The following is a 26,178-nucleotide window of genomic DNA, read 5'->3' as shown; positions in this document are numbered from 1 at the left end:
AGGAACATAAAAATGAAATTTATTCGTCAAAAAAAATGAGTACTACCAGCAGTAATTATAATTGTTATACCCTTTTTAGTATTAATAAATACTTTATTAGTTTATGCTTTAGTCTTTGTTCGTAACATGTTTTCTCATAGTGGAGATAATCAACAACCATTTACACTTAAATTTTTAATACAGGATGTTATTAATTATTGATTAATATTTTTAATTCTATTTCTTATTGAATTTTCAGTTTTATTATCTTACTTTATGATTCATAAATATAAAATTTATCGTGAAACTCATAATAAAAGTCGCTTTTTACGTGATTCAAAAAATAAAGTGTATGGATCTGCTGCTTGATTAACACCCACTGAAATTGCTAATACTTTTCCTTTATCAAAAACTGTTGAAAATGATTATGGTATTGTTGTTCAAACAACAAAGACTAAAATTGGTGGTGTCCAATTTAATATTAAGTCTGATGCTCATAATATTGTAATTGGGGGAACAGGAAGTGGTAAAACTCAAAAATTAGTTATTCCAACTATATATTTAAATGCCCAATCGAAAATTAAACCATCAATGGTTATTACTGACCCAAAAGGAGAATTATTTCAAAATCATTCTAAAATATTAAAAGATAATGGTTACGATGTTTATGTTATTAATTTACGTGATACATCAGTATCTAATTCATGAAATCCTTTTGTTAAAGTATATGATTTTTATGTAGAATCAATGCGTTTAAAAAAAGAAAATAATCCTTTAAATGAATCAATTACTTATGAATCAATGGCATTATCATGAATTAATGATATTGTTGAAGCTTTATTTCCTGAATCAGATCCAAAACAAAAATTTTGAAATCAATCAGCGATGCAAGTTGTCAAATCAATTATGTTATTTATGTTAGAACAACTTGAAGATCAACCTGATGTTCCTTTAAAATACTTTAGTATGTCAAATGCTGCTATTGTTGCTACTAATCGTCAACGATATGTTGAAATTCTAAAAAAAATGCCAACTCATAGTTTAGCTCGTCAAATTGGTTTAGGTGCATTAGAAGGTGCTGAAGAAACTGCGGGATCAATTAGTCAAATGGTTGCTAATGGATTACGTTTATTTACTGATCCAGTGACGCGAAATATTAGTTGTAGTAATGATATAAATTTAGATGAAATTGTAAAAAAACCAAGTGCTGTTTTCTTAGTTGTTCCTGATGAAAGTAATGAACGTAATGCTTTTGTATCAATGTTTATTGCACAGTTATATAAAAATACAATTCGTTATGCAAGTACTTTACCTGATATTAAATTACCACGTCCTTTATACTTTTTATTTGATGAGTTTGGTAATATACCAACGATTGCTAGTATGGCACAAATGATTACTGTTGCACGAAGTCGTAATATTTTTTTCATGATGATTATGCAAGATTTACAACAATTAACACAAAAATATGGTAAAGAAACAGCAGAAACTATTTTTAATAACTGTATTTTGCATACTTTTTTGCAAACTATGGATTTACAAACCGCTAATAAATATTCAGATATGTTCGGTGAAAAAACAATTATTAATTATAGCCATTCTGGTAATAAAGATAAAAAAGCTGATAATATTAATTCATCATTACAAGGTAAAAAATTAATTACAGGTAGTGAGTTAATGAAATTAGATTTTGATACTGCTGTTATTTTTTTAGCAAAACATAATCCAGCAAAAACACGTTTAATTCCGTTTTATGAATGAGGAAGTAAACCGGCAGGACAAGCAACTGTTACAAATGCTTCACGTTTAATTGATTTTAATAAAGATTATTATTTAAGTTATATTGGTTTATTCTATTATATTGAGAAAAGAAAAAATCCACAAGCTGCTGCCGAAAGAGAAAAATCAGAAAAATAAAAAACAAACAATAGTTAAGAAATTGTATATAAAAGAATATTTATTTTAATATATAAATGTATATTATTGATAGATATAGAAAATAACGATATACTTATTTCATGAATAGATCAAAAATATAAGTTTTACTTTTTATAAATTATGCTAAAAAAGGTAAGTACATAATAATATTAAATATTATAAATAAACTTATATGAAAGGATTTTAAATATGAATGTTTCCAATATTATTTCTTTAATAAGATTAATATTAGTCCCAATTATTGTTAGTTTAATGATTATCGGTCCAATAGATAATGATAATTTTTATCATCTTTGAATAACAAGTATTAATATTAATAGTTATAGTTTACCGATTAGTTGGTTAATAGCAGCAATTTTATTTATTATTGCTGCCATTAGTGATTTTATTGATGGATGATGAGCAAGAAAATTTAATCAGGTAACAACTTTTGGTAAATTTTTTGATTCAATTGCAGATAAACTTTTAACTAATGGTGTTTTAATTGTAATGGCATGTGCTACTATAATTCCCGTTTGAATGGTAATTATTTTGGTATTACGTGATTTTATTATTGATGTAGTTCGTCAAATTTTGGCTACTAAAGGTACAGTAATGGCTGCTGATAAATATGGTAGAATAAAGGCAGCATTACAAATGTTAGGAATTACAATTTTATTTTTTATTAATTGACGATTTTTAAATGGTAGTGTTAATGGTCATAGTAATAATGATCAATATGGTTTAATTAATCAATTAGTAATGATACCAATGTACGTTGCTACAGTATTAAGTATTTTTAGTGCTTATAATTATATTAGTTCAAATAGTAAAAAATTGTTTAATATCTAAAAATAAAAGGAGTATTAATATAAATGATAAATAAAGTAATTGTTTTGAATCAGTGAGCAGTAGTTACAGGAGCGTCTAAAGGATTGGGATATTATTACTGTCAAGCATTATTAGCACAAGGTTATCACGTATTAGGGGTATCACGTGATAGTAAAAAAATATTAGAATTAGCAGATAAGTATTCACACTTACAAGTTAAAAATTATGATTTAGATTTATCTGATTTAAAAAATATTTATAAATTATTTGAGTTATCAAAAGAATTAAATGTAACAGTAGTTATTAATAATGCTGGTTATGGTGTTTGAGGAACATTTGCAGATAGTATGTTAGAACAAGAATTAAATATGATTAATTTAAATATTTCTTGTTTACATATTTTAACAAAGTTATTTGTTCAACGTTTTAGTAAAAATAATTATGGTCGTGTTATTAATATTGGAAGTATGGCAGCTTTTAGTCCAGGTCCTGTTTTTGCTAGTTATTATGCTTCTAAATCATATGTTTGAAGTTTAGGTGTTGCAGTTAATTATGAATTAAAAAGAGCAAAAAGTAAAGTAAGAGTAATTACAATTTGTCCAGGTCCATTAAAAACTGAATTTTGAAATCGTAGTAGTAATGGTAAAGGAAATAAAGAACATTATAGTTCATTATTACCAGTTTTAGATACTGAAACTTATGCTAAAAAGTCTTTACAAACAGCCTTAAAAACAAAAAGAAAAAGTTTTATTATTACAGGAATTTCTAATAAAATTACAAGAACTATTATTAGAATATTACCTTTAAAAACAGTACTTAAGTTAGTATATAATTATCAAAAAAATCGCTAATAATGAATTTCATTTTTTATTTTAATCGTAAAAATTATTAAAAAAACATTTATTTATTATAAATGTTTTTTTATTGTTTTCTTTAAAAGAAAGGTTTATGATGTATCCAACTTCTTAACATTTTAAGAAGTTATTAAAAAAGAGGTGTTATTTATGAAAAAATATTTATCAATGTTAACAACAATAGCATTATCAGCAGCATCAATATTTTCAACTTCTTCGATATTAAATTCATATGTAAAAAATTACAATTTAATAAATGTTGATAATTTACATGATGTAATACAACCAATTGATATTGTTGAATACCCTATTTTTGCTGATAATGGAGAAACTACAGTTAAAACTTTTGAAAAAAATGTTATTGTTCTTTTAGTGATCCTTCAAAATTAAAATATATAGAATTAACTGATATAAAAAGTCATGTCGATTTTCATATAAATGGAAAAGATTATTATTATAATGATCAAAGGACATATTCCGTAATTAAATTTAATTAATTGTCAATAAAATTGTTTTAAAACTATTTAGTGTTATTGAATATAGAAATAAATATTTTTTGAAAAAATAGTTTAAAAAATGAGTTTACATTTTAAACAAAAAATTGTTAATAATATTTTTATATTAACTCGATAAAAATTTAAATTTTAAAAAAATATTTTTAATATTTTTTTTATTTTAATGGTTTTATTTTATTAAAAATTTCACAAAGTAAGTTAAATCTTAAGTACATAAGTCTAAATTTAGATTTTCTACATTTATTTACTAAAATTTTGAATCTTTTCAATCAAGCAAAGACATGTTCAACTTTAATTCTAATTTTAGATACAATCTTATTGTATTTTCTTTCTTGTTTAGTTAATTTTTTATTTTTAGTTCTTTTAATTGGTATTATTGTATTTTTATAAATATTTTGTATACCTTGATATCCTAAATCACCAATAATTATTGTTTTTTCTGAAAATTCAAGATTTGAATTTTTTAATATTTGAAAATCATGCACTTTACCATTATCAGCAAAAATATCAACAATTTTTTTATTAAAAAAATCATATACAATTTGAAATTTTATAGAATACATTCAACTTTTACCAGAAAAATATTCTAACTGTAGTTTTTTTTAGTTGGTCTTTCAATTTCAATCTCAGTTGAATCAATTAAATAAAATTGAAATTCATTTGAATTTTCTTGTTTTTTATCAATTTTTAATTTATATCTTTCTTTTAAAAATTGGTAATCTTTGTGGTTACTAAGTTTATTTTCTACTCAAGTAATATTTCGAAAACAACTTGATGGGCTCATTTTAGATTTAATACTCATTTGAAAAAAAGTATAATATTCTTTTCAGTATAATAAAGTCATCATTAATCTTTCTTCTACTGAAAGTTTATTTTTTCGACCTTTATTTTTTTCTAATTTTTCTATTTCAATTAATTTTTCTAACATTTCATTAAAATGAAAACGTTTTATACCAAAATATCTATAAAATTCTTCATTTTTTAATTTTTTTAAATTTTCAAAAATCATTTTTATCAACACTTTTCTAAATTTATTGTTAATAACAAAATTATAAAATAAATTTTAAAATTATTAATTGACTTTTAAAAAATTTAATTACGGAATATGTCTATATAACAAATTATTTTCTTTTGCTAATTTAATATAAAACTCTACTACTAATCTTGCTAATTGTTTATTATCATAACGTATTAATTTATTTTCTATTTTTAAACAATCAATAACATTAACAAATTTAAAATCATAATCAAAACCTATTAATAAACATGCCATAGCATCATCTTTAAACCCATAATCTAATCCAGCACTAAATCTATAACTTGGTTGTAATAAACGTGATATTTTATGAATTAAATGAGTATATATTCCACCAGATTCATAACCTACTAAACCATGACTTCTTACTCTTGCAGATATTGGGTCAAGTTTTTCTAATTCTAATAATCGTTGACCTTCATGTTCTGGTAATAAATAATTAAGTTTTCAATTTTGATAATGAACTATTCTTTTATCTTTTTTATTAAAATAAAATTGTTCATATTCATTAATTATTTGTTTTTCATTTTGAGGACAATATGTAACTACATTTTTAATATAATAATTTAAAATACTTCAAGGATTACAACTATTAATTTCTAATAATTGACTACAACCACGAATAGCATCTGCCATATCTTGTCAATCTTTTTCAGCAATTTGATGTGCTTCATCAACATGTCTAATTACATAATCATATTTTGAATTATCTGGTAAACCAGTTAATTTAATTTCACTATTATTTTGTTTATATAAAGCACGACATTCAATTTCACTATCTCTATAATTAATAGTTTTACGAGTTTCAGACATTGTATATTCTAAACCAATAGCAAATAATACTCATCTATTTTTTAATTGTTTTCAAGTATCATATAATTGTTCACTCATATTTCTAAAAACATAAGTTTTAACTTTTGTATTAGGTAATACAGTTGTTTTACATTCAAAATCAAAATCTTGAATAGTTTTACCAGATTTACGACTACCTAATTGGAATGGCAACACTTTTTAGGACTATTTTTTGGTAAACATTTGTTGTTGATATTTAACTGGAGTTAAGTAGTTTAAAGTGCTGTGAATTCTTATATTGTTATATCAATTGATGTAATCAAATAATTCTAATTTTAATTGGATTAATGATGTAAAATTTTTATCATTAATAAATTCGGTTTTAAAAGTTTTAAAAGTTGCTTCAGCAACAGCATTATCATAAGGACAACCTTTTTTACTTAAAGAACGGTTAATGTTGAATGCTAGTAAAAGTTTATCAATAATTTTATTGTTAAATTCATTACCGCGATCACTATGAAATATTTGAATATCTTTTAAACAGCGATTTGATTGCATAAATGCTTGATGTACTAATGATGCATCTTTTTTAACTCCAACACTATGTCCGATAATTTCGCGGTTAAATAAGTCTATTAATAGGCAAATATAGTTTCACCTACCATTAACTTGTACATAAGTTAAATCACTAACAATAACTTCATTTTTAATCCTATTCTTAAATTTTCTATTAACAAGATTAGTTATTTGACTATCGTTAACTTTGTTATTATGATTTTTGAATGATAATTTAGTATATTTTGATATTAAATTATGTTCATTCATAATTTTTTTAATTTTTCTGCGCGATAAATAAATTTCTTGGTTTTCTAGAATTTTTTTTAATCTTCTAGTACCATAAACTTCTTTATTTTCTTTAAAAGCACTAATAACAGCTTCATCATAAATATTATTTTTGATTTTATTTTCTTTTTTCTTTAAATTAAAATAATATGTTGATTTAGATATTTTTAAAAAACGACACATTGTGCGAATTTTATATTTAGCTTTATTTTTGACAATAATTTCTATTTTCTGCCTATTATTAGTGCTGCTTGCTTTAAAATATCATTTTCCATTCGTAATTGCTTTAATTCTTTTCTTAATTTAATTAATTCATTTTCTTCAAAAGAACGATTATCTTTAGTTTTAAAACTTCCTGAATTACTAAATTGCTTAATTCAATTGTAAGTAGCTGCTCTTGTAACATTATATTCTTTAGCAAGGCAAGATACTGATTTGCCACTTTGATATAAAGCTACTATTTGTTTTTTAAATTCATCGGTATATGAGTTAATATTGGCCATAATTATAGTTCCTTTCTTTTAACAAATTTGTTTACTTGTCTACGTAATTAGTGTCCAATAAATTGTAACCCATCCAAATTGGTCAATTCTTTTAACAGTTAAAGGTTTTTTATAATACATTTGTTTTAAAATATCATTAAGATAACCAAAATGTTCTAACATTTATTCTTACTCTTATTTTCAAGTTGAATTACTATAGGGTGTGTGTTATCAGTATTAATATCTATTTTTGTAGATAAATTATAGTCTTTTACATATGCTCTTTCTAAATATCAAGCAGAAGAATTAGGACTTGCTTTTAAAAATCTTTGAAGATTTAAATGTTTAATTTTTGCATATGCTCAATTAATTTGTTGTAAAAAAGTATCTTTTTGTTTCTTTTTTCACTCATTTATAGTATTTTGAGTAATATTTAAGAACATTTGCATACCTTCTTTTGTTGGTATTTCTTCATTAGTAGTACAATATTCAAAATATTTTTTTATTTCTTCTTTTAAAGATTTAATATTGTATCTAATTCTTATTTTTTCTTCTTGCACATAAAAATCTCCTTTCATATGCTTTAAAAACAAAAAAATTTATGATATAATTAATATAATCTTTAAGTTAAGTTTCACCAAAAATAACTTATGAACTTTATTAATTACTTCATATATTTATTTCTTTAATTTTTATAATATAATTATAACAAAAATAGCATTATACTGCTATTTTTTTATTTCTTTTCTTAAATTTAAATATTTTTTTTCATTTACTTTTTCAAAATTTAAATTCAGGATTTTGTTTTTTATATATAATAATGCAACCAATTAAAGCACCAATTATATTTAAAGAAATTGTTAATCTTAAAATACCAAAAATATTATTTTTTTGACATTGTTTTATACCATCAAAAGCAAGTAATCCCAAAACAATAATAATTGGTAAACAAATACCAAATATAATTACTCAGATATCCATTTTTATTTTCCTTTTCTATTTACATTTTCTTTTATTGTACATTATTTTATTAAAAAAGAAAAGATAACTAATAAAAGTTATCTTTAAACGTTGCAATAGATTTGCTAGTTATTTCAATCGTTCTTTATTATTATACTTCAAAATTAAACTTTTTTCAACAATATTTTAATAAATTTGCTAGAATAGTTAGGATAAAAAATAAATAGAAAGGTGTTGAAATATGTTTAATTATAAAAATAATCTTGAATATGAAATTAATAAAATTATAACAAATCATGTTAATAAAATCCATGCTTTTGATGAATATTTTTTTCAAAATAGAGATAAAGATAGATATAAAGTTGCTAAAAAATGTAATCGTAGTATTATTTTTGAATTTGGTAAAATGATTTTTAATCAAAGAGTTTATTGAGATAAATTAAAAAAAGAATATTATTATCCAGTTTATGAAGAATTTAATATTGATAAAAGAGCAAAAATTATTAGTTGATTAAAAGAAGAAATATTATCATATATTGGAAGAAAGAAACATTATCAAGATATACAAGATATTTTTAAATATACTTATGTTTCAAAAGTAACAATTAGTAAAATTCATAAAAATTCAAAAGTGCAAGAAAAATTACCAGAACAAAAATTTAAAGTAAAAAATAGTGAATATATTTATATTAATGCTGATGATTGTTATGTTCCTGTTTGAAATAAAAATCATAAAAGAGAAATGCAAAAAATTCGTAGTATTTCATATAATACTGGTAAAAAACAAATAGGTAAAAATAGAAATAAGTTATCAAATAAAATTTATACTTTTATGGGTGATTATAAATATAGTCCTAAAGAAGATTATTTACAAGCAAATCCGACAGTTGATTTTACTTGAAATGGATTAAAAAAATATTATGAGTTTGAAAATTCTAAATTAGTAGTATCTGGGGATGGTGCTGGATGAATATATAATTTAGCAAAATATTTGGGTGCTTATTATGTATTAGATAAATATCATGCTTTTTATTATTTATGAACTGCATATAACATTTATTACAATAGTATGTATTTTCTAATTCACTAAATCAAATATATTTTTCATTATGAATATTACATTTCATTTTTTTCACCAATTAATTTATAAAAACATTTATTACAAGTTCTATTTGCAAATGATGAATTTTTATGACAAATATCACATGAACCATTAATTCTATATTCTGTACATTCCATTTTATTCATCCCTTTCTATAATTTTTAATATTTCTTGTATTTCAATATATTTTTTATTTTTAAGTAATTTTTCATTACATAAATTTTTAATTAATTCTATTTTTTCAACATTTAATAACATATTAATTTCCTTTAATACTTTAAATAAAATATTTTTTCATTATGAGTATTTATATCTTTCATTGGTGTAACAATATAATTTATTACTAAATCATTATCTTTATATGGATTATTTATTTTAAAACTTTTCATATCTTTTTCTCATGTAATGTTATATTTAAAACATTCTTGATTTTTATCATTTGTAAAAATATAATAACCATTATATTTTTCATAAAATGTACAAGATATTAATTCATTTTCATTTGTAGTAATATCTGAAATATTTTTTATATATTTTAAAATATCACTACCTTTAATACTTTCAATATCTTTTGTAATTGATTTTTTACATAATTTATAATTAAAATCTTCAATTATTTTTAATGCTATTTTTTTATTTTTTTCATCAATAGTAGTATATTGTTTAGGAAATCATGTTTCATATTCACCAATTTCTAATAATATGCCACCTTTATTTTTTTCATCTTTATATGTTTCTCTAATTTTAGTTTTCAAATCTAAATTAACATTAATCATTACGAATCCTTTCTATGTATAAGCCTTATCACATACAGTGATAAAAGGCTTATATACTACTAACTAATACTTCTACTACTACGTAAGGCTTATGCTACTGTAAGTAGCATAAGCCTTGGAGGGTAGGGGTTCTAGGGGAAGGGAACCAAAAAATATCAAGTTTTAAAAGAGCAACACAAAAATTACTATTAGTTATATCTGCACTATAGCCTTTAATAATTTTTATTTAGTTATGTAATAATTAATTACTTTAATAAAGTACAGATTTATCAAAATAATTAATTATAATTGTTCAACAATTAAAAATGAGAGTTTTATCTCTCATTTAATTTCTTATTAAACCGTATCCAAGTTTGCAATGCGCCCTTTCATAAACCGTTATATAATTTATCACTATTTTGTTTAAGTAGTTCTATTTCCAATTTTAATGAATTAATTTCTTGGTTTTTTATTCATATTTATATCTCCTACTTAATCTAACATTTAAAATACAGTCATAACAAATTGCTTTATTATTTTTGTCTCTTAAAAAGTTTTGTCTTGTTTTTATATCATTAGTATTAAAGAATAAATAATCTAATTTATGTTGTTTACATGTTCAACAAAAATACTTTTTCATAATAGTTCTTTCTAATATATTCTGTTGCTTGTAGCATAAAGAATATATATTTTTATTTTTATATTATTAATACTATTAGTTTTATTAATTCCAGCAATTCTGGGCTCAAAAATAAATTGTGAAATTTTAAAAAACATTGAGGCATTCGATTCAATATTTATTTAATTTGTGTTAAACAAATTAATATTTTAATTGAACCGGCACTGCTCAATTTTTTTTACAAGTTTGAAATTTATTTTCTCGCCCAAAAAATTTTTCAAAAAAAATAAAAAATAAAACCAACACTTGCTCACTGGGGAGTGGCAAGGTTGGTTAAATAAAGAATAGAATTAATACAATAGGTCTCTACAACAGGTCTATATATACTAGTTTCCAATTCGCTCCCACCCCAAGAATTACCATTAATGGTTAGTATATTTTATTAGGTATCACTCCACTTTTTATTTATACATGCAAGTCCACATGCTCTAGCTACTATTTTTAACAACTGTGTTGTAGTTCACTCTTTTAGTTCCCTAACACGTGTTGATAATAGCGTTAAAGACGGTTATTAATTATTAACTTTCTCCTACTTAGTCACTGCGTGTAGTAGATATTTAAAGGATGTTAATAATAAAAAATTTTAAAATTTTACAATTACAAAAAAAGACAAGATTTTTATTCTCGTCTTTTATCATTTATTTTTAATTTAAGGGTTTAAAAAAGAAAGGAGCTATTTTTAAAACTTTTTAGTTATCGACATCTTCGCCACGCTCCCAAATATTTTTAAGTCATACTTTAATATGATAATATTTATTATTATTTTATTTTTAATTGTATTAAATTAAGGTATGATTTTTTAATTTAATATTAAAATTTCTAAAAAGGAATGTTTAACTTAGTTCTTCTATTTTAATATTACTATTAATATTTTTTTTGTTATCTACATTTTGCTTATTTTTATTATATAATAAAGAAATTCCTATTATTAAACCAATTAAATTTAATGTTAAAAATAATAATATGATGCCTAATACATTATTACTATTACATAAAGTTATACCTCAAATTAAAAACACTATTCAAATTACTAAACATATTCATATAATAAATGTAATTAAACCAATACTCATTACCTTGCACCTTTTTCTTTCTAAAAAATAATTAAACTAAATAAAATATAGTATTTTCTATTAGATTCTTATAATTTAATATTTTTTTCTTTATACAAGTATTTACTCTATATAAATATAAGAAAAATGCATATTTTTATGCATTTTTCTTATATTTATTAAATCAACCCCTATCTATATCCTTTTCTTATGATCAATTTATTTCATTTGGTTTCATTGGTTTTTCATTATTCTTTACACTAATAATTTTACCATTTTTAACGTTAATAACAGTATTTGCAACATATTGGAAGTTAGGATTATGAGTAACCATAATAATTGATGTTTTATATTCTCGATTAACATCCAATAAAATTTCTAACACCTTACGTCCCATTTCCTCATCAAGTGCTCCTGTTGGCTCATCACAAAATAAAATTGTCGGATTTTTTGCTAGTGCTCTACCAATCGATACTCTTTGTTGTTGTCCACCCGATAATTGACTTGGAAACTTATTCATATGTTCATCCATTTCAATAACTTGAAAAATATCATCAATACTCATATTTTTATTTTTATTTTTAGCAAGATTTTCACCAACTTCAGCATTTTCACGAGCAGTTAAGTTAGTTAATAAATTGTATTGTTGAAAAATAAAACCAACATTATCTCGTCTAAATTTAGTTAAATGACTATCTTTTAATAAAGATAAATTGTATCCCGCCACAAAAACATCACCAGTATTAGGTTTATCCAATCCCGAAATAATATTTAATAATGTTGTCTTACCACTTCCCGATGGTCCTAAGATAACAACAAAATCACCTAATTTAATTTTTAAATTAACTCCTTTTAATACTTCATATTCTAAGTCTCCAGTTAAGTAAGATTTTTTAACATCAAATAATTCAATAACATTAGTTTGAGTATCAGGAGTATTATTAGTCATTGATATAATTTTACCTGCTAAAATTTCTTTTGAATGAGTTTTTGTTAATTTTTTAATTGCTTTTTGATTATCTTTAAAAGCTTGCAATTTAGCTTTATTAGCTTCTATTTCTTCCTTTGATTCTGGTTTATCATGAGATTTATGAGTTACTGGTGGTATTGTACCTTCGGTTTTAGATACTGACTTCTTTGTAAAACTAGATTCTAACTTATTTTTAGTTACTTGTTCACTTGAATTTTTAGTGTTTTTTTTATCATTTTTCATGTTTTTATTCCTTTCTGCTTTTAATCAATTTCATTTAAAGTTTTAATTGGATTAATCTTCTTCATGGCATATCAATCAATAATAAAGGTTGTTGCATAAATACCAAAGACAATTAAACCAACCACAAGCGGTAATCATCAAACAAAGAATAATGGTAAAACCCATGTTGTATTAGCAGCTAAATAGTTAAGAATAAACTTAACAATTATTCATCCTACAGGAAAACCAATAACAAACATAACAGCAATCACTGGTAAATACATACCAATAACAATATTAGTTATTTTTGCATCACTATAACCAAGTGTTTTCATTGTTGCTATTGTTTTACGATTTTCATAAATTACTAAATTACTTGTTAATAAAATAATAAAGAACGAAATGATTAATGAAAAGATAATAAATGCAACCAATACTGTATCAACTAAAGCAGTAATTTGATTTAACAACTGATGATGGATATCTTTTGGGGTAATATTAACAGCACTACCTGCACCATAACCTTGATAAGTACCAGAACCATCAGTACCACCATTTAAACCAAAAGCACTGTAATCTCCATACATTTGCGAAGTTGAAAATGAATTAGTTATATCTGGTAATGATTGCGAATTTGAAAATTTAAAATTAAAGATTGGATTTTCATTTTCAAATATTTGATTAAGTTTATAAATAACGGGATCATTTAATTGATTAAGAAAATTTTGATATTCATTAAATGATTTTAATTTACCAAAATCAACATCACAAGTTGTTTTTTTGTCTTCTCATTCTTTTTTAAATAATAAAAATAAAAATTCTTTTGTTTTATTAAATGATAAAACTTTATCAGCATTAGTTTTACTAATATAAGCATTAGGTTGACCATAACCATTATATATACCAACTACTTTATACGTTGGTGTTTTAGAACTTATCTTATCATTATAAGAATTAACAACCTTACCAGCAGCAACTTCTTTTAACATATTTGTAGCATTAATACCCGCATTAACATAAGCCTCATCCTTTAACTCATCAACTTGTGTATAACCAGTTTGTTGTTTTAATAATGTTACATTATTAACATTTTTACTATCACCAACAACGTTATCAATATTAATTTTATCCAAATCAAAAGGTTTCAATTTATTATTATCTTTAAATTTCATAGTATTACCATTACTACTCATTTTAAATTCATCATTTATTTTTAAATTTAATTGTTTAGCAATTGTTTGATTAATAACAAGACTAATACTATTATCACTATTTTCTTGTTCTAAAAGTTGATTTAATGAAGAACCTCCAGCATCATATAATTGCATCATTGAAGGTTTGCCTAACTGTTGTTGATTTTGTAAACCATAAACTTTCATTAAATATTTGTTCTGTTTAAATAATTTTTCAGGAGTACCAATAAAGTAAGTTCCTAATTCATCAGTTTCTTTATCAAAAGGCACAACATTAAAAGCAACATTAAAAGGAGCATTGGGATCACTATAAGCTTTGGCAATATTTTGACGAATAAAATATGGGCTTTTAGTATAAGCACCTTGCACTACAGTTTGTCCCATTCTATTATAAAATAAAGCACCAAATCAAATTCCAACTTTATTAATTCAACTATCACGCTCTTTGTCACTAATTTCAGATGCATTATTATTCAATAATTGTGTTTCATTAGTTAAATGTCACGGATATAATTTATCGTTAGTATCAAAACTTAAATTATCAATATCATTAATAAAAGTAGGACCCTTACTTGAGGCATTTTTGTAAGCAGGAATATTACTATTTGCTCAATCTTTGAATTTTGTAATATCTAAATCATTAGGATTAGTACTAATCTTACCAGTCTTCGAAATCGTACCACTAATATTCATTGCCACTGTTGTTCGATAGTTTTGATAAAATTTTCTAATAATATTATAAGTATTCTCACTATAAAAACTGTTAATATTAGTATTTTTTAAAACTGTGTCATACATTGGTAATGCATTTGGTCAAGCCATTTGTACCATAATTCCAACAATCACAGAAGCATCTTTAATATCACTAGAATCTAATCCATTTAAAAAGTTTTTAGTAAGCATTTTACCATTTAAATACGTTAAACCAGTATATCCTAAATCACTAATAGCAGCACTGGGATTAGATTCATCTGACATTGGAGCATATGCTTCAGCATTAATATTATTTTCTAATAATTCTTTAACAAAAGTATCATTTAATGGTCCAGAATTATCAAAACGTGGTGAATGTCAATATGTATCACCAGTAGTACTATCAACACTAGAAGTATAAGTTCAATCATCTTTATTATTTGGATTATAAGTTTTATAAAAACTATATGGAGAATTATAAGTCGGAATGTCATATTCAACTAAGGAGTGATAATTCATACCAGTAAAAGAAAGTAATTTATTATCAGCCATAATTTTTGGACCAATAATAGATGTTGTCATTAAAGTTGTTCCTAAAAACATAGTTAATGATGCTGCTGCCATTTTTCCAATTGATGATGTAAATAGTGATAAACGGAATCTTGTTAAAAATCCACGATTAATACTTTTTGTTTTAATAATTCGACTAAAGCGAGAATTAACAGTAGCTGATTCGTTTTTAATTAAATCTATTGGTTTTTTAATAACTGTTAAAGCACTAATAACTCATGCAATAATTGATAAAAAACCAAATATTAAAATTAAACAATATATAAATCCTAAACCATTAAAAATAAAATGACCAAAATCTAGATTAAAATAGTTGGCAAATGTTTGAACTATAATTACTTGTAAACCACTTGCTGGTAAAAACACTAAAATAGTACCAATAAGTGCTGCTACCATTGGATAAGCTAAAGATGTAATTAAAATTTTAATATTACTATAACCTAATGATTTTAAAATTCCAATTTGTGTTCGTGAATTATCAATATTTTTATAAGTAATTAATATTACTGTAATTGCTGTAATAATTAAAACAATTAACAATAAACCAATTAATAAACTTTTAAATCCAATAATAGTTGCATTCAAAGTAGCAGTACGATTATTAAACGTATACTTATTATTTCCTAACTTATATACTAAAGCAGCATCAGAATCAATAGTATTAATATATTTACTTCTTAAACTTTGTGAAATTAATTTAATATCATTAATTTTACCTATTGTTGATTTTCCAACAAAATAAATTTCGCGATCATTATCAGAAGAAATTGTGATTTTTTCATTAGCTTTATCATATGATCAAATATAATTATTTTTTTCTAACCTTTTACTTAAACCAAATTGCATTGGATAAACGTATAATAAACCTTCACGAGTTTTATTTGGAATTGGTGTAGTTTGATCAATAATTGGGGTTGTGAAATCAGCAGATACACCATATCCAACAATTTTTAATCAATTATAACTACTATAAGCAGCATCATTTAAATCATATCCTGAAACTTTTAAACTACTTCCTAATTGATCTGATTGCACACGAATTGTATCATTAATATGCAAATTATTTTTTTGAGCAAATTCTTTATTAATAACTACCTGTTTTCAACTTGGAGTTTTATCTGGATTATTACTATCTCCTATTTGATAACCATCACTAATGATTAATTTATCAATACGAGCATCTTGATTATAAGTTAATATTTTTAAAATTCTAGGATTACTATTATTATCTAATTGCATAGTTCTGCCTTCAACACGATCTCATATAAATTCATTACCAGCATCATTTGCAATATTGTTAATATCAAAATCATTCTTTTCATCAACAGCAGTTGTTGATGTTGAGATTTTATTAGAAACAGTTTTTGGAGTAGTATTAGATAAATCAATAACAAAATCATGTAAATTAGATTTTGCAACTAATGTTGAATATTCATCAGAAATTCTTGCTAAACTTGTTTGCATTAATGAAAAAATAGTTGATGATAATAATACTAAAACAATTAAACCAACTAATTGAATTTTATTACGAAATGCTTGTTTAAACGCATTTTTAAAAAGCAAAAATGATTGTTTTTTCATATTCGTTCTTCCTTTCTTTTAAATTTTAAAACAAAAAAAGTTATTGAATTAAAGCCATTTTTCAACCATTAATTAAAGTTTTTAAATCTTGAATAGTTTTAGTAATAAGTAGTGTTAATTGGGCACTTAAAAAATAAGTTAAATTCTTCTTAAAAATAGCAATTAAAAGTTTTTTATTATTATCAGTAATAGAAACTTGGTGGTCAAAATTAGTAAACATTTGTTTTTTAAATTGCCATGTTAAAATGATAATTTTAGTTTTAGTATATGCTTTTACTGGAAATTGTTTATTAATAATATTGGGTAATGAAGAATTACTAAATAATGTTACTCAAGTTTTTTTAATTAAATTAAAAATTGTAAATAAATTATCACTAAACATTTTTCATGAAAAGAAACCTAATCAATAGTAAAAGAACACTAAAATTAGTACTGAAATAAAGTTATTTATTGATGGTAATGATATTTTAATCATAGTAAAATTAAATTGTAAAATAATAGCAATTATAATAATTCACAAAATAGTAAAACGCATCACTTTCATAATTTGATTATTATTACGGCTTAAAAAACTAAAACAAATAAATAAATGTAAAATCGAAATCAATGATAGCATTGGTAAACTTTCTAAATCTAAAAAATTAATATTAATTACCATTTCTTGAACTGGTAATAAAAATAAACAAAATTGTGCTAAAAATCATAAACTAAATTGAAGAATAATGATTTTTGTTTTATTAAATATTTTTTTATTATTAATACTATTTTTATGAAAATTAATAGTAATTAAAAAAGTTAATTTCATAATTAAAAGTAAAAAAAGAACTGGTAAACCAAAAAAAATAAATAATTGTTCAAAATTATTAATACTATTAATTTTTAAAATATTACTACTACGTAACATTATATTCACCTTTAAATAAACTTTGTTATTATTATAATTATAAACTATTAAAATTAAATAATGCAATTATTTAGTTTTAGATAGTGTTCAAATATTCAAAAAGAAAAGGAAAAAAGAAAATGTTATGAAACTGCTGTATTAAATTCTTTAGTAATAATTTTGATAATGAATATCAATATTTACAAACTATGGATTCAAACTATATGTACTACCCCACTACTAATTATCAAACTACTACATCTACTACTAAAATAATAGCTGTTGAACAACCAACTAAAAATACATCAACAGTTTTTTCAAATAGAAAAATTATTTCAAAACCATTGAAAAAAAAGATACAAGAAAATTAAGGTAATGTTTAGTAATCTGTGTAACTTACAAAAATAACTATGTTTAATTAATTCTAGTAAATATAATTAAATGACTAGAAAGATTGAGTTACAGATGGCTAAAAAGCAAAATATTAATAATAATGATCCAATATCAAAAGCAGTAGATTTATTATTAGGACATATTCCGTAATTAAATTTAATTAATTGTCAATAAAATTGTTTTAAAACTATTTAGTGTTATTGAATATAGAAATAAATATTTTTTGAAAAAATAGTTTAAAAAATGAGTTTACATTTTAAGCAAAAAATTGTTAATAATATTTTTATATTAACTCGATAAAAATTTAAATTTTAAAAAAATATTTTTAATATTTTTTTTATTTTAATGGTTTTATTTTATTAAAAATTTCACAAAGTAAGTTAAATCTTAAGTACATAAGTCTAAATTTAGATTTTCTACATTTATTTACTAAAATTTTGAATCTTTTCAATCAAGCAAAGACATGTTCAACTTTAATTCTAATTTTAGATACAATCTTATTGTATTTTCTTTCTTGTTTAGTTAATTTTTTATTTTTAGTTCTTTTAATTGGTATTATTGTATTTTTATAAATATTTTGTATACCTTGATATCCTAAATCACCAATAATTATTGTTTTTTCTGAAAATTCAAGATTTGAATTTTTTAATATTTGAAAATCATGCACTTTACCATTATCAGCAAAAATATCAACAATTTTTTTATTAAAAAAATCATATACAATTTGAAATTTTATAGAATACATTCAACTTTTACCAGAAAAATATTCTAACTGTAGTTTTTTTTAGTTGGTCTTTCAATTTCAATCTCAGTTGAATCAATTAAATAAAATTGAAATTCATTTGAATTTTCTTGTTTTTTATCAATTTTTAATTTATATCTTTCTTTTAAAAATTGGTAATCTTTGTGGTTACTAAGTTTATTTTCTACTCAAGTAATATTTCGAAAACAACTTGATGGGCTCATTTTAGATTTAATACTCATTTGAAAAAAAAGTATAATATTCTTTTCAGTATAATAAAGTCATCATTAATCTTTCTTCTACTGAAAGTTTATTTTTTCGACCTTTATTTTTTTCTAATTTTTCTATTTCAATTAATTTTTCTAACATTTCATTAAAATGAAAACGTTTTATACCAAAATATCTATAAAATTCTTCATTTTTTAATTTTTTTAAATTTTCAAAAATCATTTTTATCAACACTTTTCTAAATTTATTGTTAATAACAAAATTATAAAATAAATTTTAAAATTATTAATTGACTTTTAAAAAATTTAATTACGGAATATGTCTTTTGAACAATAATTTTTAAAAAATATTAAAAGTGTTATTAAAATAAATTTTTAAACTTAAAAAATGTGATTAATATCATAGTTTTGCAAGAAGTCTAATATAGTAAATTCATTATTGATAGCATCACATATTCTATTAATATTTCATTCTAAACTATCTGCTGCAAATTGTTCAGTACTATTAAAAATAAGAAATTGATAATAGTAATTCATTATCTTAGAATCTTCAATATTATTAATAAAATTTTTTAATTCATTTATACTTTTTGATAATTTTTTTTGAAAACTATTATAGTAATTTTCATTATTATAATCTTCTAAATCAATTAAAAATTGTTTTCTTTTCATAACATTACTAACTAATACTACTTGATCACTACATTCTTTAACTTTTTCTAGATTTCTTTTATGATTTAAAATAAATTCTTGATAATTTTCAACAATAATTTTAAATTTTTTAATATTTTTTTCAAAATTAATAAAAACATTACACAACTCAGCAATTTTTTCTTTTCACTCTACTGATAAAAACTGTTCTAGATTTTCTTCTTGTATAATTTGTTTTCAAAAATTAATCGCATTATCAGGAATTTTTAATTCAGGAAAAAAGTAATCAAAATTAATTCGTGCTTGTTCTTGTTTAAATTTTATAATTTCAAAATATTGCTCTGGAAATGATTCTTTAACTATATTTTTTAATTCAATAATTAAGTTATGTTCTTCATTAAAAATTTGCTGTTCTTTCTCAATTCATTCTAATGAATCTATTAAATTTTCTAATAAAAGTTCATCAAATATTAAAAACTTTTTATTATTATAAAGAGAAAATAATTCTTTATAAAGGACATATTCCGTAATTAAATTTAATTAATTGTCAATAAAATTGTTTTAAAACTATTTAGTGTTATTGAATATAGAAATAAATATTTTTTGAAAAAATAGTTTAAAAAATGAGTTTACATTTTAAGCAAAAAATTGTTAATAATATTTTTATATTAACTCGATAAAAATTTAAATTTTAAAAAAATATTTTTAATATTTTTTTTATTTTAATGGTTTTATTTTATTAAAAATTTCACAAAGTAAGTTAAATCTTAAGTACATAAGTCTAAATTTAGATTTTCTACATTTATTTACTAAAATTTTGAATCTTTTCAATCAAGCAAAGACATGTTCAACTTTAATTCTAATTTTAGATACAATCTTATTGTATTTTCTTTCTTGTTTAGTTAATTTTTTATTTTTAGTTCTTTTAATTGGTATTATTGTATTTTTATAAATATTTTGTATACCTTGATATCCTAAATCACCAATAATTATTGTTTTTTCTGAAAATTCAAGATTTGAATTTTTTAATATTTGAAAATCATGCACTTTACCATTATCAGCAAAAATATCAACAATTTTTTTATTAAAAAAATCATATACAATTTGAAATTTTATAGAATACATTCAACTTTTACCAGAAAAATATTCTAACTGTAGTTTTTTTTAGTTGGTCTTTCAATTTCAATCTCAGTTGAATCAATTAAATAAAATTAAAATTCATTTGAATTTTCTTGTTTTTTATCAATTTTTAATTTATATCTTTCTTTTAAAAATTGGTAATCTTTGTGGTTACTAAGTTTATTTTCTACTCAAGTAATATTTCGAAAACAACTTGATGGGCTCATTTTAGATTTAATACTCATTTGAAAAAAAGTATAATATTCTTTTCAGTATAATAAAGTCATCATTAATCTTTCTTCTACTGAAAGTTTATTTTTTCGACCTTTATTTTTTTCTAATTTTTCTATTTCAATTAATTTTTCTAACATTTCATTAAAATGAAAACGTTTTATACCAAAATATCTATAAAATTCTTCATTTTTTAATTTTTTTAAATTTTCAAAAATCATTTTTATCAACACTTTTCTAAATTTATTGTTAATAACAAAATTATAAAATAAATTTTAAAATTATTAATTGACTTTTAAAAAATTTAATTACGGAATATGTCTAAAGATGATGAACAATATTTAAAAAGCAAAGTAATGAATCTGCTTTAATTAAACTATTAAAAAATATAGTAAGGTCATCACTATTAATTGTTTTTATTAATTGTTTGCAATATTTTTTTCTATTTTTGCACTTGTAATCTTAGAAGTTATTTCTTTTCTAAAATCCTTAATATTTTTTTGCTTTTTATTATCAGAACCTATTTCTTGAATTTCTGTAGGCACTTTTTTACATCCTTTCAAATAAAAAACCCATTTATTTTATTAAAAATAAAACAATGTGCTTGAAAAACATATTTTTTTGAATTTTTTATTTTAAATTTTCATTAAAATAAGCAAAGGAACAATTCTAAAATAAATTAGTTATAATTTATTTGAAAAAGTTAATTAACAATTTCTAAAATCTCTTGTTAATTACCTATAATAATGCATATAGTTTATCTCTAATATTTGAGATAAACTATTGCTAAATAATAGCATGTATAAAATGTATTACAAATAATATACAAAAATCATACTTTATATTACATTAATTTTACTAATTAAAATGATAAATAAAATCATATTCAATTAATTTTAACACTTTTATTATGAAATAAATTTTATTTTGTAAATAAAATATTTTATAATAAAAATACTATTTATATATAGAATAGGGGTTACATAAATCCACTATTATAAATAGTACTACTTAAAGGGGGAGGAAATTATGAGCAAATTATTAACATCAACACCAAAAAAAGATGGTTTTTTTGCCCCAATTGAATCAATAGAACATAAAGGCACATGAATGATTTGACCGCTTATGAAAGATAATTAACAAAAAGAATGTCAACCAGCACGAACTGTTTTTGCAAAAATAGCTAACTCAATCAATAAGCATGAACCAGTAAAAATTATTATTAATAAAAGTAATTGAAATGAAGCTCGCAAACTATTAGATCCAACTATCAAATTAATCGATATTAAATATCAAGATAGTTGAGCGCGTGATATGGGACCAATTTATTTATTAGACTTCTTGCAAAACTATGATATTAATCACATTTTTTAAGTTTAAAAATTTATTTTAATAACACTTTTAATATTTTTTAAAAATTATTGTTCAAAATATGTTTTATTTTTTGTCATTAAAATACAACAAAAATTATTATTTCAAATAAAAAAATAAAATATTAAATTATCAAATATATTTAAATTAATAATTGTAAATTATAAATTGAAGCTATTAAATTAAATCTTAATGCAAATTTTTTTCTTCTATTTCGATATTTTTCACTAATAATTTTAAATTTTTTAAGAATCGCAAAAACATGTTCAATAAAAACTCTCATTTTTGAAATAGCCTTATTATTTTTCTTTTCTTCTTTAGTTAAAGGGTTTTTTTTGATTTTCGTTTAGGTAATAAGACATTTTTATGTATGTTTTGTATACTTTGATATCCTAAATCTACTAAAATAGTTGTTTCTGATAAAAATTTCGTTTTTGAATTTTTTAAAATTTTAAAATCATGATTTTTACCATAAGAAAAATAAGAACTTATAATTTTTTTACTATCTTTTTCAATTATGACTTGAGTTTTTATTGTATGTTTTTTCTTTTTTCCTGAATAATATTGTTTTTGACTTTTTTTGGGCGTTGAATAGTACTTTCAGTCACATCAATGATAACTGTTTTATCTTTAAAATTATTATTTAACAGTGATTTTTGCCCATCAAGTTGTTGAAAATCAGGATGTTTTATTAAAGTATTTTCTATTCACTTGATATTCCTATAGCAACTACTTTCACTAATTCCATAACTTTTAGCAATATGAAAATAAGTTCGATATTCTCTTCAATATTCTAAAGTCATTAATAAACGATTTTCTAATGATAATTTATTAGGTGTACCACCATGGGAGATTGTCAAAAATCCGGAATAAATTAAATCTATATATTTTTATTATAATTTTAGACAAGAAATAATTTGGATTTTTATGAAATTGTACATTCATCTTACTATTTTTTAAAATATATTTCAACTAAAATACTTAATTTTAAAAATTACTAAAATAAATTTAATATTTATACACAATAAAAATTCTTAACTTATTAAGTATATGTAAAGTATTTATTTTTTATTAAAATATTTTTAATTAGAAATTTTTATATAAAATTATGTTTCAAAATTTATCTTATTACATTTAAAAATAACCATTTTAATATAAATTGAAATATTATATGTTCTATTACCAAGCATTTCTTTTAAAACATGCCAAATATTAGTTTCTGTAAAACAACCAATATTTCACTTTGCACCTTGATTTTCAATACCTTCTTTATTATTTTTAAAGTATTGTTTTTTTAATTTTTTATGATTATCTAATTGATTATATAAATAGTTAATTAATTGTTCATATTGACCATTATTAATTAAATATTTACAATGATTATATTCTTCTAAATATTTTTCTTTATTTCCAGCCATTATACCAAGATATAATGTTCTAAAGACATATTCCGTAATTAAATTTTTTAAAAGTCAATTAATAATTTTAAAATTTATTTTATAATTTTGTTATTAACAATAAATTTAGAAAAGTGTTGATAAAAATGATTTTTGAAAATTTAATAAAATTAAAAAAAGAAGAATTTTATAGATATTTTGGTATAAAACGTTTTCATTTTAATGAAATGTTAGAAAAATTAATTGAAATAGAAAAATTAGAAAAAAATAAAGGTCGAAAAAATAAACTTTCAGTAGAAGAAAGATTAATGATGACTTTATTATACTGAAAAGAATATTATACTTTTTTTCAAATGAGTATTAAATCTAAAATGAGCCCATCAAGTTGTTTTCGAAATATTACTTGAGTAGAAAATAAACTTAGTAACCACAAAGATTACCAATTTTTAAAAGAAAGATATAAATTAAAAATTGATAAAAAACAAGAAAATTCAAATGAATTTCAATTTTATTTAATTGATTCAACTGAGATTGAAATTGAAAGACCAACTAAAAAAAACTACAGTTAGAATATTTTTCTGGTAAAAGTTGAATGTATTCTATAAAATTTCAAATTGTATATGATTTTTTTAATAAAAAAATTGTTGATATTTTTGCTGATAATGGTAAAGTGCATGATTTTCAAATATTAAAAAATTCAAATCTTGAATTTTCAGAAAAAACAATAATTATTGGTGATTTAGGATATCAAGGTATACAAAATATTTATAAAAATACAATAATACCAATTAAAAGAACTAAAAATAAAAAATTAACTAAACAAGAAAGAAAATACAATAAGATTGTATCTAAAATTAGAATTAAAGTTGAACATGTCTTTGCTTGATTGAAAAGATTCAAAATTTTAGTAAATAAATGTAGAAAATCTAAATTTAGACTTATGTACTTAAGATTTAACTTACTTTGTGAAATTTTTAATAAAATAAAACCATTAAAATAAAAAAAATATTAAAAATATTTTTTTAAAATTTAAATTTTTATCGAGTTAATATAAAAATATTATTAACAATTTTTTGTTTAAAATGTAAACTCATTTTTTAAACTATTTTTTCAAAAAATATTTATTTCTATATTCAATAACACTAAATAGTTTTAAAACAATTTTATTGACAATTAATTAAATTTAATTACGGAATATGTCCTAACTAAATGAAATTTATCTAAAACAAACTGTGCACCTAAATAATCAGCAACTTCTTTAATTCATCCTGCACTATCACCACAAATAATAATTTTTGCTTGTTCAATATTTTCATAAAATTTTTGACAATGGTCTTTAACAAATTCAGCAGTTTTTTTAACTCCAATTGGAGTTCTTGTTTTTCTTATAATTGCTTTTACTCTTTTATTTTGTACTTTATGATTAATATTATCTGTATATGTTACTATTAATCTCATAGAGTATTTTGTACCTTTACGTTTAAAATCTCAAAATTTTCGATGTCCATCATCAATTGCTACAAAAATAGGTTGATTTTTTTCCAATTTTACTTTTACTGGATTTGCTTCATTTATTTTTAAATTTTTAAAAACTCTATGAACGCTACTAAGACTAATACCTGCCTGTTTACAAATCGCACAAATATCACGATATCTTTTTCCATCAGCAAAATTTTCAATAATAGTATCTTCGATATCTTCACCAATTCTTTTATATTTTGGAAGTTCCATTTTTTCATCAACTAAACAAACACGAACTAATTTTTGTAATTTTTCATCAAAATATTCATAAATTCTTCTTTTATAAGTTACTAATCCATACATTGTTTTTCTTGTTCGATATTGAAAATCAACAATTTTATATTTCTTTTTATCTCTTGTATTTTTTATTCTTCAATCTCACTTTTCTCATTTCTTTGTTATATGTTCTAAAATTAATTTATCAATTTTAGGATATTGTTCTTTATAAGTTCATTTATAATTAAAATTCAATTTTACTTCTCCTAGCTATTTTAAAAAAATCTAAATTTATTGTAAATATATTTAAAAAATTAATTTACTTAATTATTATATAAATATATAAGTGTAATTTTAAATAAAATAAAAATTATTTTAAAAAATGCTTTCATATTTAAAAT

At 21.5% G+C, this 26,178-nt stretch carries 32 protein-coding genes; 8 read left to right on the top strand and 24 right to left on the bottom strand.

Annotated elements, in window-relative coordinates:
• Positions 1 to 12: 12 nt before the first annotated feature.
• The 4 genes from AACL24_RS06230 to AACL24_RS06215 all read left to right on the top strand — a co-directional run bounded on the left by AACL24_RS06230 (position 13) and on the right by AACL24_RS06215 (position 3,971).
• On the top strand, positions 13 to 1,896 hold the full coding sequence (locus tag AACL24_RS06230) for a VirD4-like conjugal transfer protein, CD1115 family (protein ID WP_281749401.1): 1,884 nt from the start codon (positions 13 to 15) through the stop codon (positions 1,894 to 1,896).
• A 210-nt stretch (positions 1,897 to 2,106) separates the two neighbouring features.
• On the top strand, positions 2,107 to 2,748 hold the full coding sequence (gene pgsA, locus AACL24_RS06225) for a CDP-diacylglycerol--glycerol-3-phosphate 3-phosphatidyltransferase (RefSeq protein ID WP_339049198.1): 642 nt from the start codon (positions 2,107 to 2,109) through the stop codon (positions 2,746 to 2,748).
• 23 nt (positions 2,749 to 2,771) lie between these two features.
• Positions 2,772 to 3,578 carry an SDR family NAD(P)-dependent oxidoreductase gene (locus tag AACL24_RS06220; RefSeq protein WP_339049197.1) on the top strand — a complete coding sequence of 269 codons (807 nt, stop codon included), beginning with the start codon at positions 2,772 to 2,774 and terminating at the stop codon, positions 3,576 to 3,578.
• A 153-nt stretch (positions 3,579 to 3,731) separates the two neighbouring features.
• On the top strand, positions 3,732 to 3,971 hold the full coding sequence (locus AACL24_RS06215) for a hypothetical protein (RefSeq protein WP_338986560.1): 240 nt from the start codon (positions 3,732 to 3,734) through the stop codon (positions 3,969 to 3,971).
• Between the two features lie 280 nt (positions 3,972 to 4,251).
• Here the strand turns inward: AACL24_RS06215 and AACL24_RS06210 are convergent, their stop codons facing one another.
• From AACL24_RS06210 to AACL24_RS06180, 7 genes are all read right to left on the bottom strand, one after another.
• On the bottom strand, positions 4,252 to 4,659 hold the full coding sequence (locus AACL24_RS06210; RefSeq protein ID WP_339045908.1) for a transposase family protein: 408 nt from the start codon (positions 4,657 to 4,659) through the stop codon (positions 4,252 to 4,254).
• Between the two features lie 23 nt (positions 4,660 to 4,682).
• Complete coding sequence (locus AACL24_RS06205) at positions 4,683 to 5,105, bottom strand: transposase family protein (RefSeq protein WP_339045912.1); 423 nt, start codon at positions 5,103 to 5,105, stop codon at positions 4,683 to 4,685.
• A gap of 87 nt (positions 5,106 to 5,192) precedes the next feature.
• Positions 5,193 to 6,137 (bottom strand): phage terminase large subunit, encoded by a 945-nt coding sequence (locus tag AACL24_RS06200; RefSeq protein ID WP_339046620.1) that lies wholly within the window; start codon positions 6,135 to 6,137, stop codon positions 5,193 to 5,195.
• 12 nt (positions 6,138 to 6,149) lie between these two features.
• Positions 6,150 to 7,270 (bottom strand): IS3 family transposase gene (locus AACL24_RS06195; protein ID WP_339046622.1). Its coding sequence is split into 2 segments (ribosomal slippage): positions 6,150 to 7,027 and positions 7,027 to 7,270, totalling 1,122 coding nucleotides; the frame shifts between segments, so codons are not numbered across the junction.
• 39 nt (positions 7,271 to 7,309) lie between these two features.
• The gene (locus tag AACL24_RS06190; RefSeq protein WP_339046623.1) at positions 7,310 to 7,432 is read right to left on the bottom strand and encodes a hypothetical protein; all 123 of its coding nucleotides are present in this window, start codon (positions 7,430 to 7,432) and stop codon (positions 7,310 to 7,312) included.
• The gene (locus tag AACL24_RS06185; RefSeq protein ID WP_286640968.1) at positions 7,426 to 7,809 is read right to left on the bottom strand and encodes a terminase small subunit; all 384 of its coding nucleotides are present in this window, start codon (positions 7,807 to 7,809) and stop codon (positions 7,426 to 7,428) included. Before AACL24_RS06185 ends, AACL24_RS06190 begins: the two co-directional genes overlap by 7 nt.
• Before the next feature lie 160 nt (positions 7,810 to 7,969).
• A complete protein-coding gene (locus tag AACL24_RS06180; protein ID WP_339046626.1) occupies positions 7,970 to 8,230 on the bottom strand; it encodes a hypothetical protein in 261 nt (86 codons plus the stop codon).
• Between the two features lie 220 nt (positions 8,231 to 8,450).
• Between AACL24_RS06180 and AACL24_RS06175 the strand changes: the two genes are divergently transcribed.
• On the top strand, positions 8,451 to 9,299 hold the full coding sequence (locus tag AACL24_RS06175) for an Mbov_0401 family ICE element transposase-like protein (protein WP_339049196.1): 849 nt from the start codon (positions 8,451 to 8,453) through the stop codon (positions 9,297 to 9,299).
• Positions 9,300 to 9,325: 26 nt separating this feature from the next.
• Here the strand turns inward: AACL24_RS06175 and AACL24_RS06170 are convergent, their stop codons facing one another.
• From AACL24_RS06170 to AACL24_RS06150, 5 genes are all read right to left on the bottom strand, one after another.
• On the bottom strand, positions 9,326 to 9,448 hold the full coding sequence (locus AACL24_RS06170) for a hypothetical protein (protein WP_339046547.1): 123 nt from the start codon (positions 9,446 to 9,448) through the stop codon (positions 9,326 to 9,328).
• Positions 9,449 to 9,580: 132 nt separating this feature from the next.
• The gene (locus AACL24_RS06165) at positions 9,581 to 10,087 is read right to left on the bottom strand and encodes a hypothetical protein (RefSeq protein ID WP_339049195.1); all 507 of its coding nucleotides are present in this window, start codon (positions 10,085 to 10,087) and stop codon (positions 9,581 to 9,583) included.
• A gap of 1,918 nt (positions 10,088 to 12,005) precedes the next feature.
• Positions 12,006 to 13,010: an ABC transporter ATP-binding protein gene (locus AACL24_RS06160; RefSeq protein WP_338986639.1), complete on the bottom strand. Its 1,005-nt coding sequence runs from the start codon at positions 13,008 to 13,010 to the stop codon at positions 12,006 to 12,008.
• Between the two features lie 20 nt (positions 13,011 to 13,030).
• Positions 13,031 to 17,026, bottom strand: coding sequence for an ABC transporter permease (locus AACL24_RS06155; RefSeq protein WP_339049194.1), 3,996 nt, complete (start codon positions 17,024 to 17,026; stop codon positions 13,031 to 13,033).
• 40 nt (positions 17,027 to 17,066) lie between these two features.
• The gene (locus AACL24_RS06150; RefSeq protein ID WP_339049193.1) at positions 17,067 to 17,930 is read right to left on the bottom strand and encodes a hypothetical protein; all 864 of its coding nucleotides are present in this window, start codon (positions 17,928 to 17,930) and stop codon (positions 17,067 to 17,069) included.
• 119 nt (positions 17,931 to 18,049) lie between these two features.
• Between AACL24_RS06150 and AACL24_RS06145 the strand changes: the two genes are divergently transcribed.
• Positions 18,050 to 18,280 carry a hypothetical protein gene (locus tag AACL24_RS06145; RefSeq protein ID WP_339046534.1) on the top strand — a complete coding sequence of 77 codons (231 nt, stop codon included), beginning with the start codon at positions 18,050 to 18,052 and terminating at the stop codon, positions 18,278 to 18,280.
• Between the two features lie 359 nt (positions 18,281 to 18,639).
• Here AACL24_RS06145 and AACL24_RS06140 read toward each other — a convergent pair whose 3' ends face one another.
• From AACL24_RS06140 to AACL24_RS06095, 11 genes are all read right to left on the bottom strand, one after another.
• Entirely contained in the window at positions 18,640 to 19,047 is a 408-nt protein-coding gene (locus AACL24_RS06140; RefSeq protein ID WP_339045908.1) for a transposase family protein, read from the bottom strand.
• A gap of 23 nt (positions 19,048 to 19,070) precedes the next feature.
• Positions 19,071 to 19,286, bottom strand: a complete 216-nt coding sequence (locus tag AACL24_RS06135; RefSeq protein WP_339047170.1) for a hypothetical protein — start codon at positions 19,284 to 19,286, stop codon at positions 19,071 to 19,073.
• Complete coding sequence (locus AACL24_RS06130) at positions 19,276 to 19,494, bottom strand: hypothetical protein (protein ID WP_339046964.1); 219 nt, start codon at positions 19,492 to 19,494, stop codon at positions 19,276 to 19,278. The genes AACL24_RS06135 and AACL24_RS06130 overlap by 11 nt, the downstream gene beginning before the upstream one ends.
• 158 nt (positions 19,495 to 19,652) lie before the next feature.
• On the bottom strand, positions 19,653 to 20,090 hold the full coding sequence (locus tag AACL24_RS06125) for a hypothetical protein (RefSeq protein WP_339046418.1): 438 nt from the start codon (positions 20,088 to 20,090) through the stop codon (positions 19,653 to 19,655).
• Between the two features lie 549 nt (positions 20,091 to 20,639).
• Positions 20,640 to 21,047, bottom strand: coding sequence for a transposase family protein (locus tag AACL24_RS06120; protein ID WP_339045908.1), 408 nt, complete (start codon positions 21,045 to 21,047; stop codon positions 20,640 to 20,642).
• An 86-nt stretch (positions 21,048 to 21,133) separates the two neighbouring features.
• Positions 21,134 to 21,493 carry a transposase family protein gene (locus AACL24_RS06115; protein WP_339048698.1) on the bottom strand — a complete coding sequence of 120 codons (360 nt, stop codon included), beginning with the start codon at positions 21,491 to 21,493 and terminating at the stop codon, positions 21,134 to 21,136.
• 198 nt (positions 21,494 to 21,691) lie between these two features.
• Positions 21,692 to 21,817, bottom strand: a complete 126-nt coding sequence (locus tag AACL24_RS06110; protein WP_339046416.1) for a hypothetical protein — start codon at positions 21,815 to 21,817, stop codon at positions 21,692 to 21,694.
• Between the two features lie 968 nt (positions 21,818 to 22,785).
• Positions 22,786 to 22,983, bottom strand: a complete 198-nt coding sequence (locus AACL24_RS06105; RefSeq protein ID WP_339049399.1) for a transposase family protein — start codon at positions 22,981 to 22,983, stop codon at positions 22,786 to 22,788.
• Positions 22,965 to 23,177, bottom strand: coding sequence for a hypothetical protein (locus AACL24_RS15525; protein ID WP_422398084.1), 213 nt, complete (start codon positions 23,175 to 23,177; stop codon positions 22,965 to 22,967). The genes AACL24_RS06105 and AACL24_RS15525 overlap by 19 nt, the downstream gene beginning before the upstream one ends.
• Positions 23,174 to 23,503: a transposase family protein gene (locus tag AACL24_RS06100; protein ID WP_339046414.1), complete on the bottom strand. Its 330-nt coding sequence runs from the start codon at positions 23,501 to 23,503 to the stop codon at positions 23,174 to 23,176. Before AACL24_RS06100 ends, AACL24_RS15525 begins: the two co-directional genes overlap by 4 nt.
• 246 nt (positions 23,504 to 23,749) lie before the next feature.
• The gene (locus tag AACL24_RS06095) at positions 23,750 to 24,061 is read right to left on the bottom strand and encodes a hypothetical protein (RefSeq protein ID WP_339049192.1); all 312 of its coding nucleotides are present in this window, start codon (positions 24,059 to 24,061) and stop codon (positions 23,750 to 23,752) included.
• A 125-nt stretch (positions 24,062 to 24,186) separates the two neighbouring features.
• Here AACL24_RS06095 and AACL24_RS06090 point away from each other — a divergent pair, with 125 nt between their 5' ends.
• Both AACL24_RS06090 and AACL24_RS06085 read left to right on the top strand, forming a co-directional pair.
• Complete coding sequence (locus AACL24_RS06090; protein ID WP_339046410.1) at positions 24,187 to 24,609, top strand: transposase family protein; 423 nt, start codon at positions 24,187 to 24,189, stop codon at positions 24,607 to 24,609.
• A 23-nt stretch (positions 24,610 to 24,632) separates the two neighbouring features.
• Positions 24,633 to 25,040 (top strand): transposase family protein, encoded by a 408-nt coding sequence (locus tag AACL24_RS06085; RefSeq protein WP_339045908.1) that lies wholly within the window; start codon positions 24,633 to 24,635, stop codon positions 25,038 to 25,040.
• A gap of 173 nt (positions 25,041 to 25,213) precedes the next feature.
• Here the strand turns inward: AACL24_RS06085 and AACL24_RS06080 are convergent, their stop codons facing one another.
• A complete protein-coding gene (locus AACL24_RS06080; protein WP_339046408.1) occupies positions 25,214 to 26,032 on the bottom strand; it encodes an Mbov_0401 family ICE element transposase-like protein in 819 nt (272 codons plus the stop codon).
• Positions 26,033 to 26,178 lie beyond the last annotated feature (146 nt).

The organism is Spiroplasma endosymbiont of Colias croceus, from assembly GCF_964020095.1.
In the GTDB taxonomy this organism is placed as follows: Bacteria; Bacillota_I; Bacilli_A; order Mycoplasmatales; family VBWQ01; genus Spiroplasma_E.
This window is presented reverse-complemented; position numbering and strand designations above follow the sequence as displayed.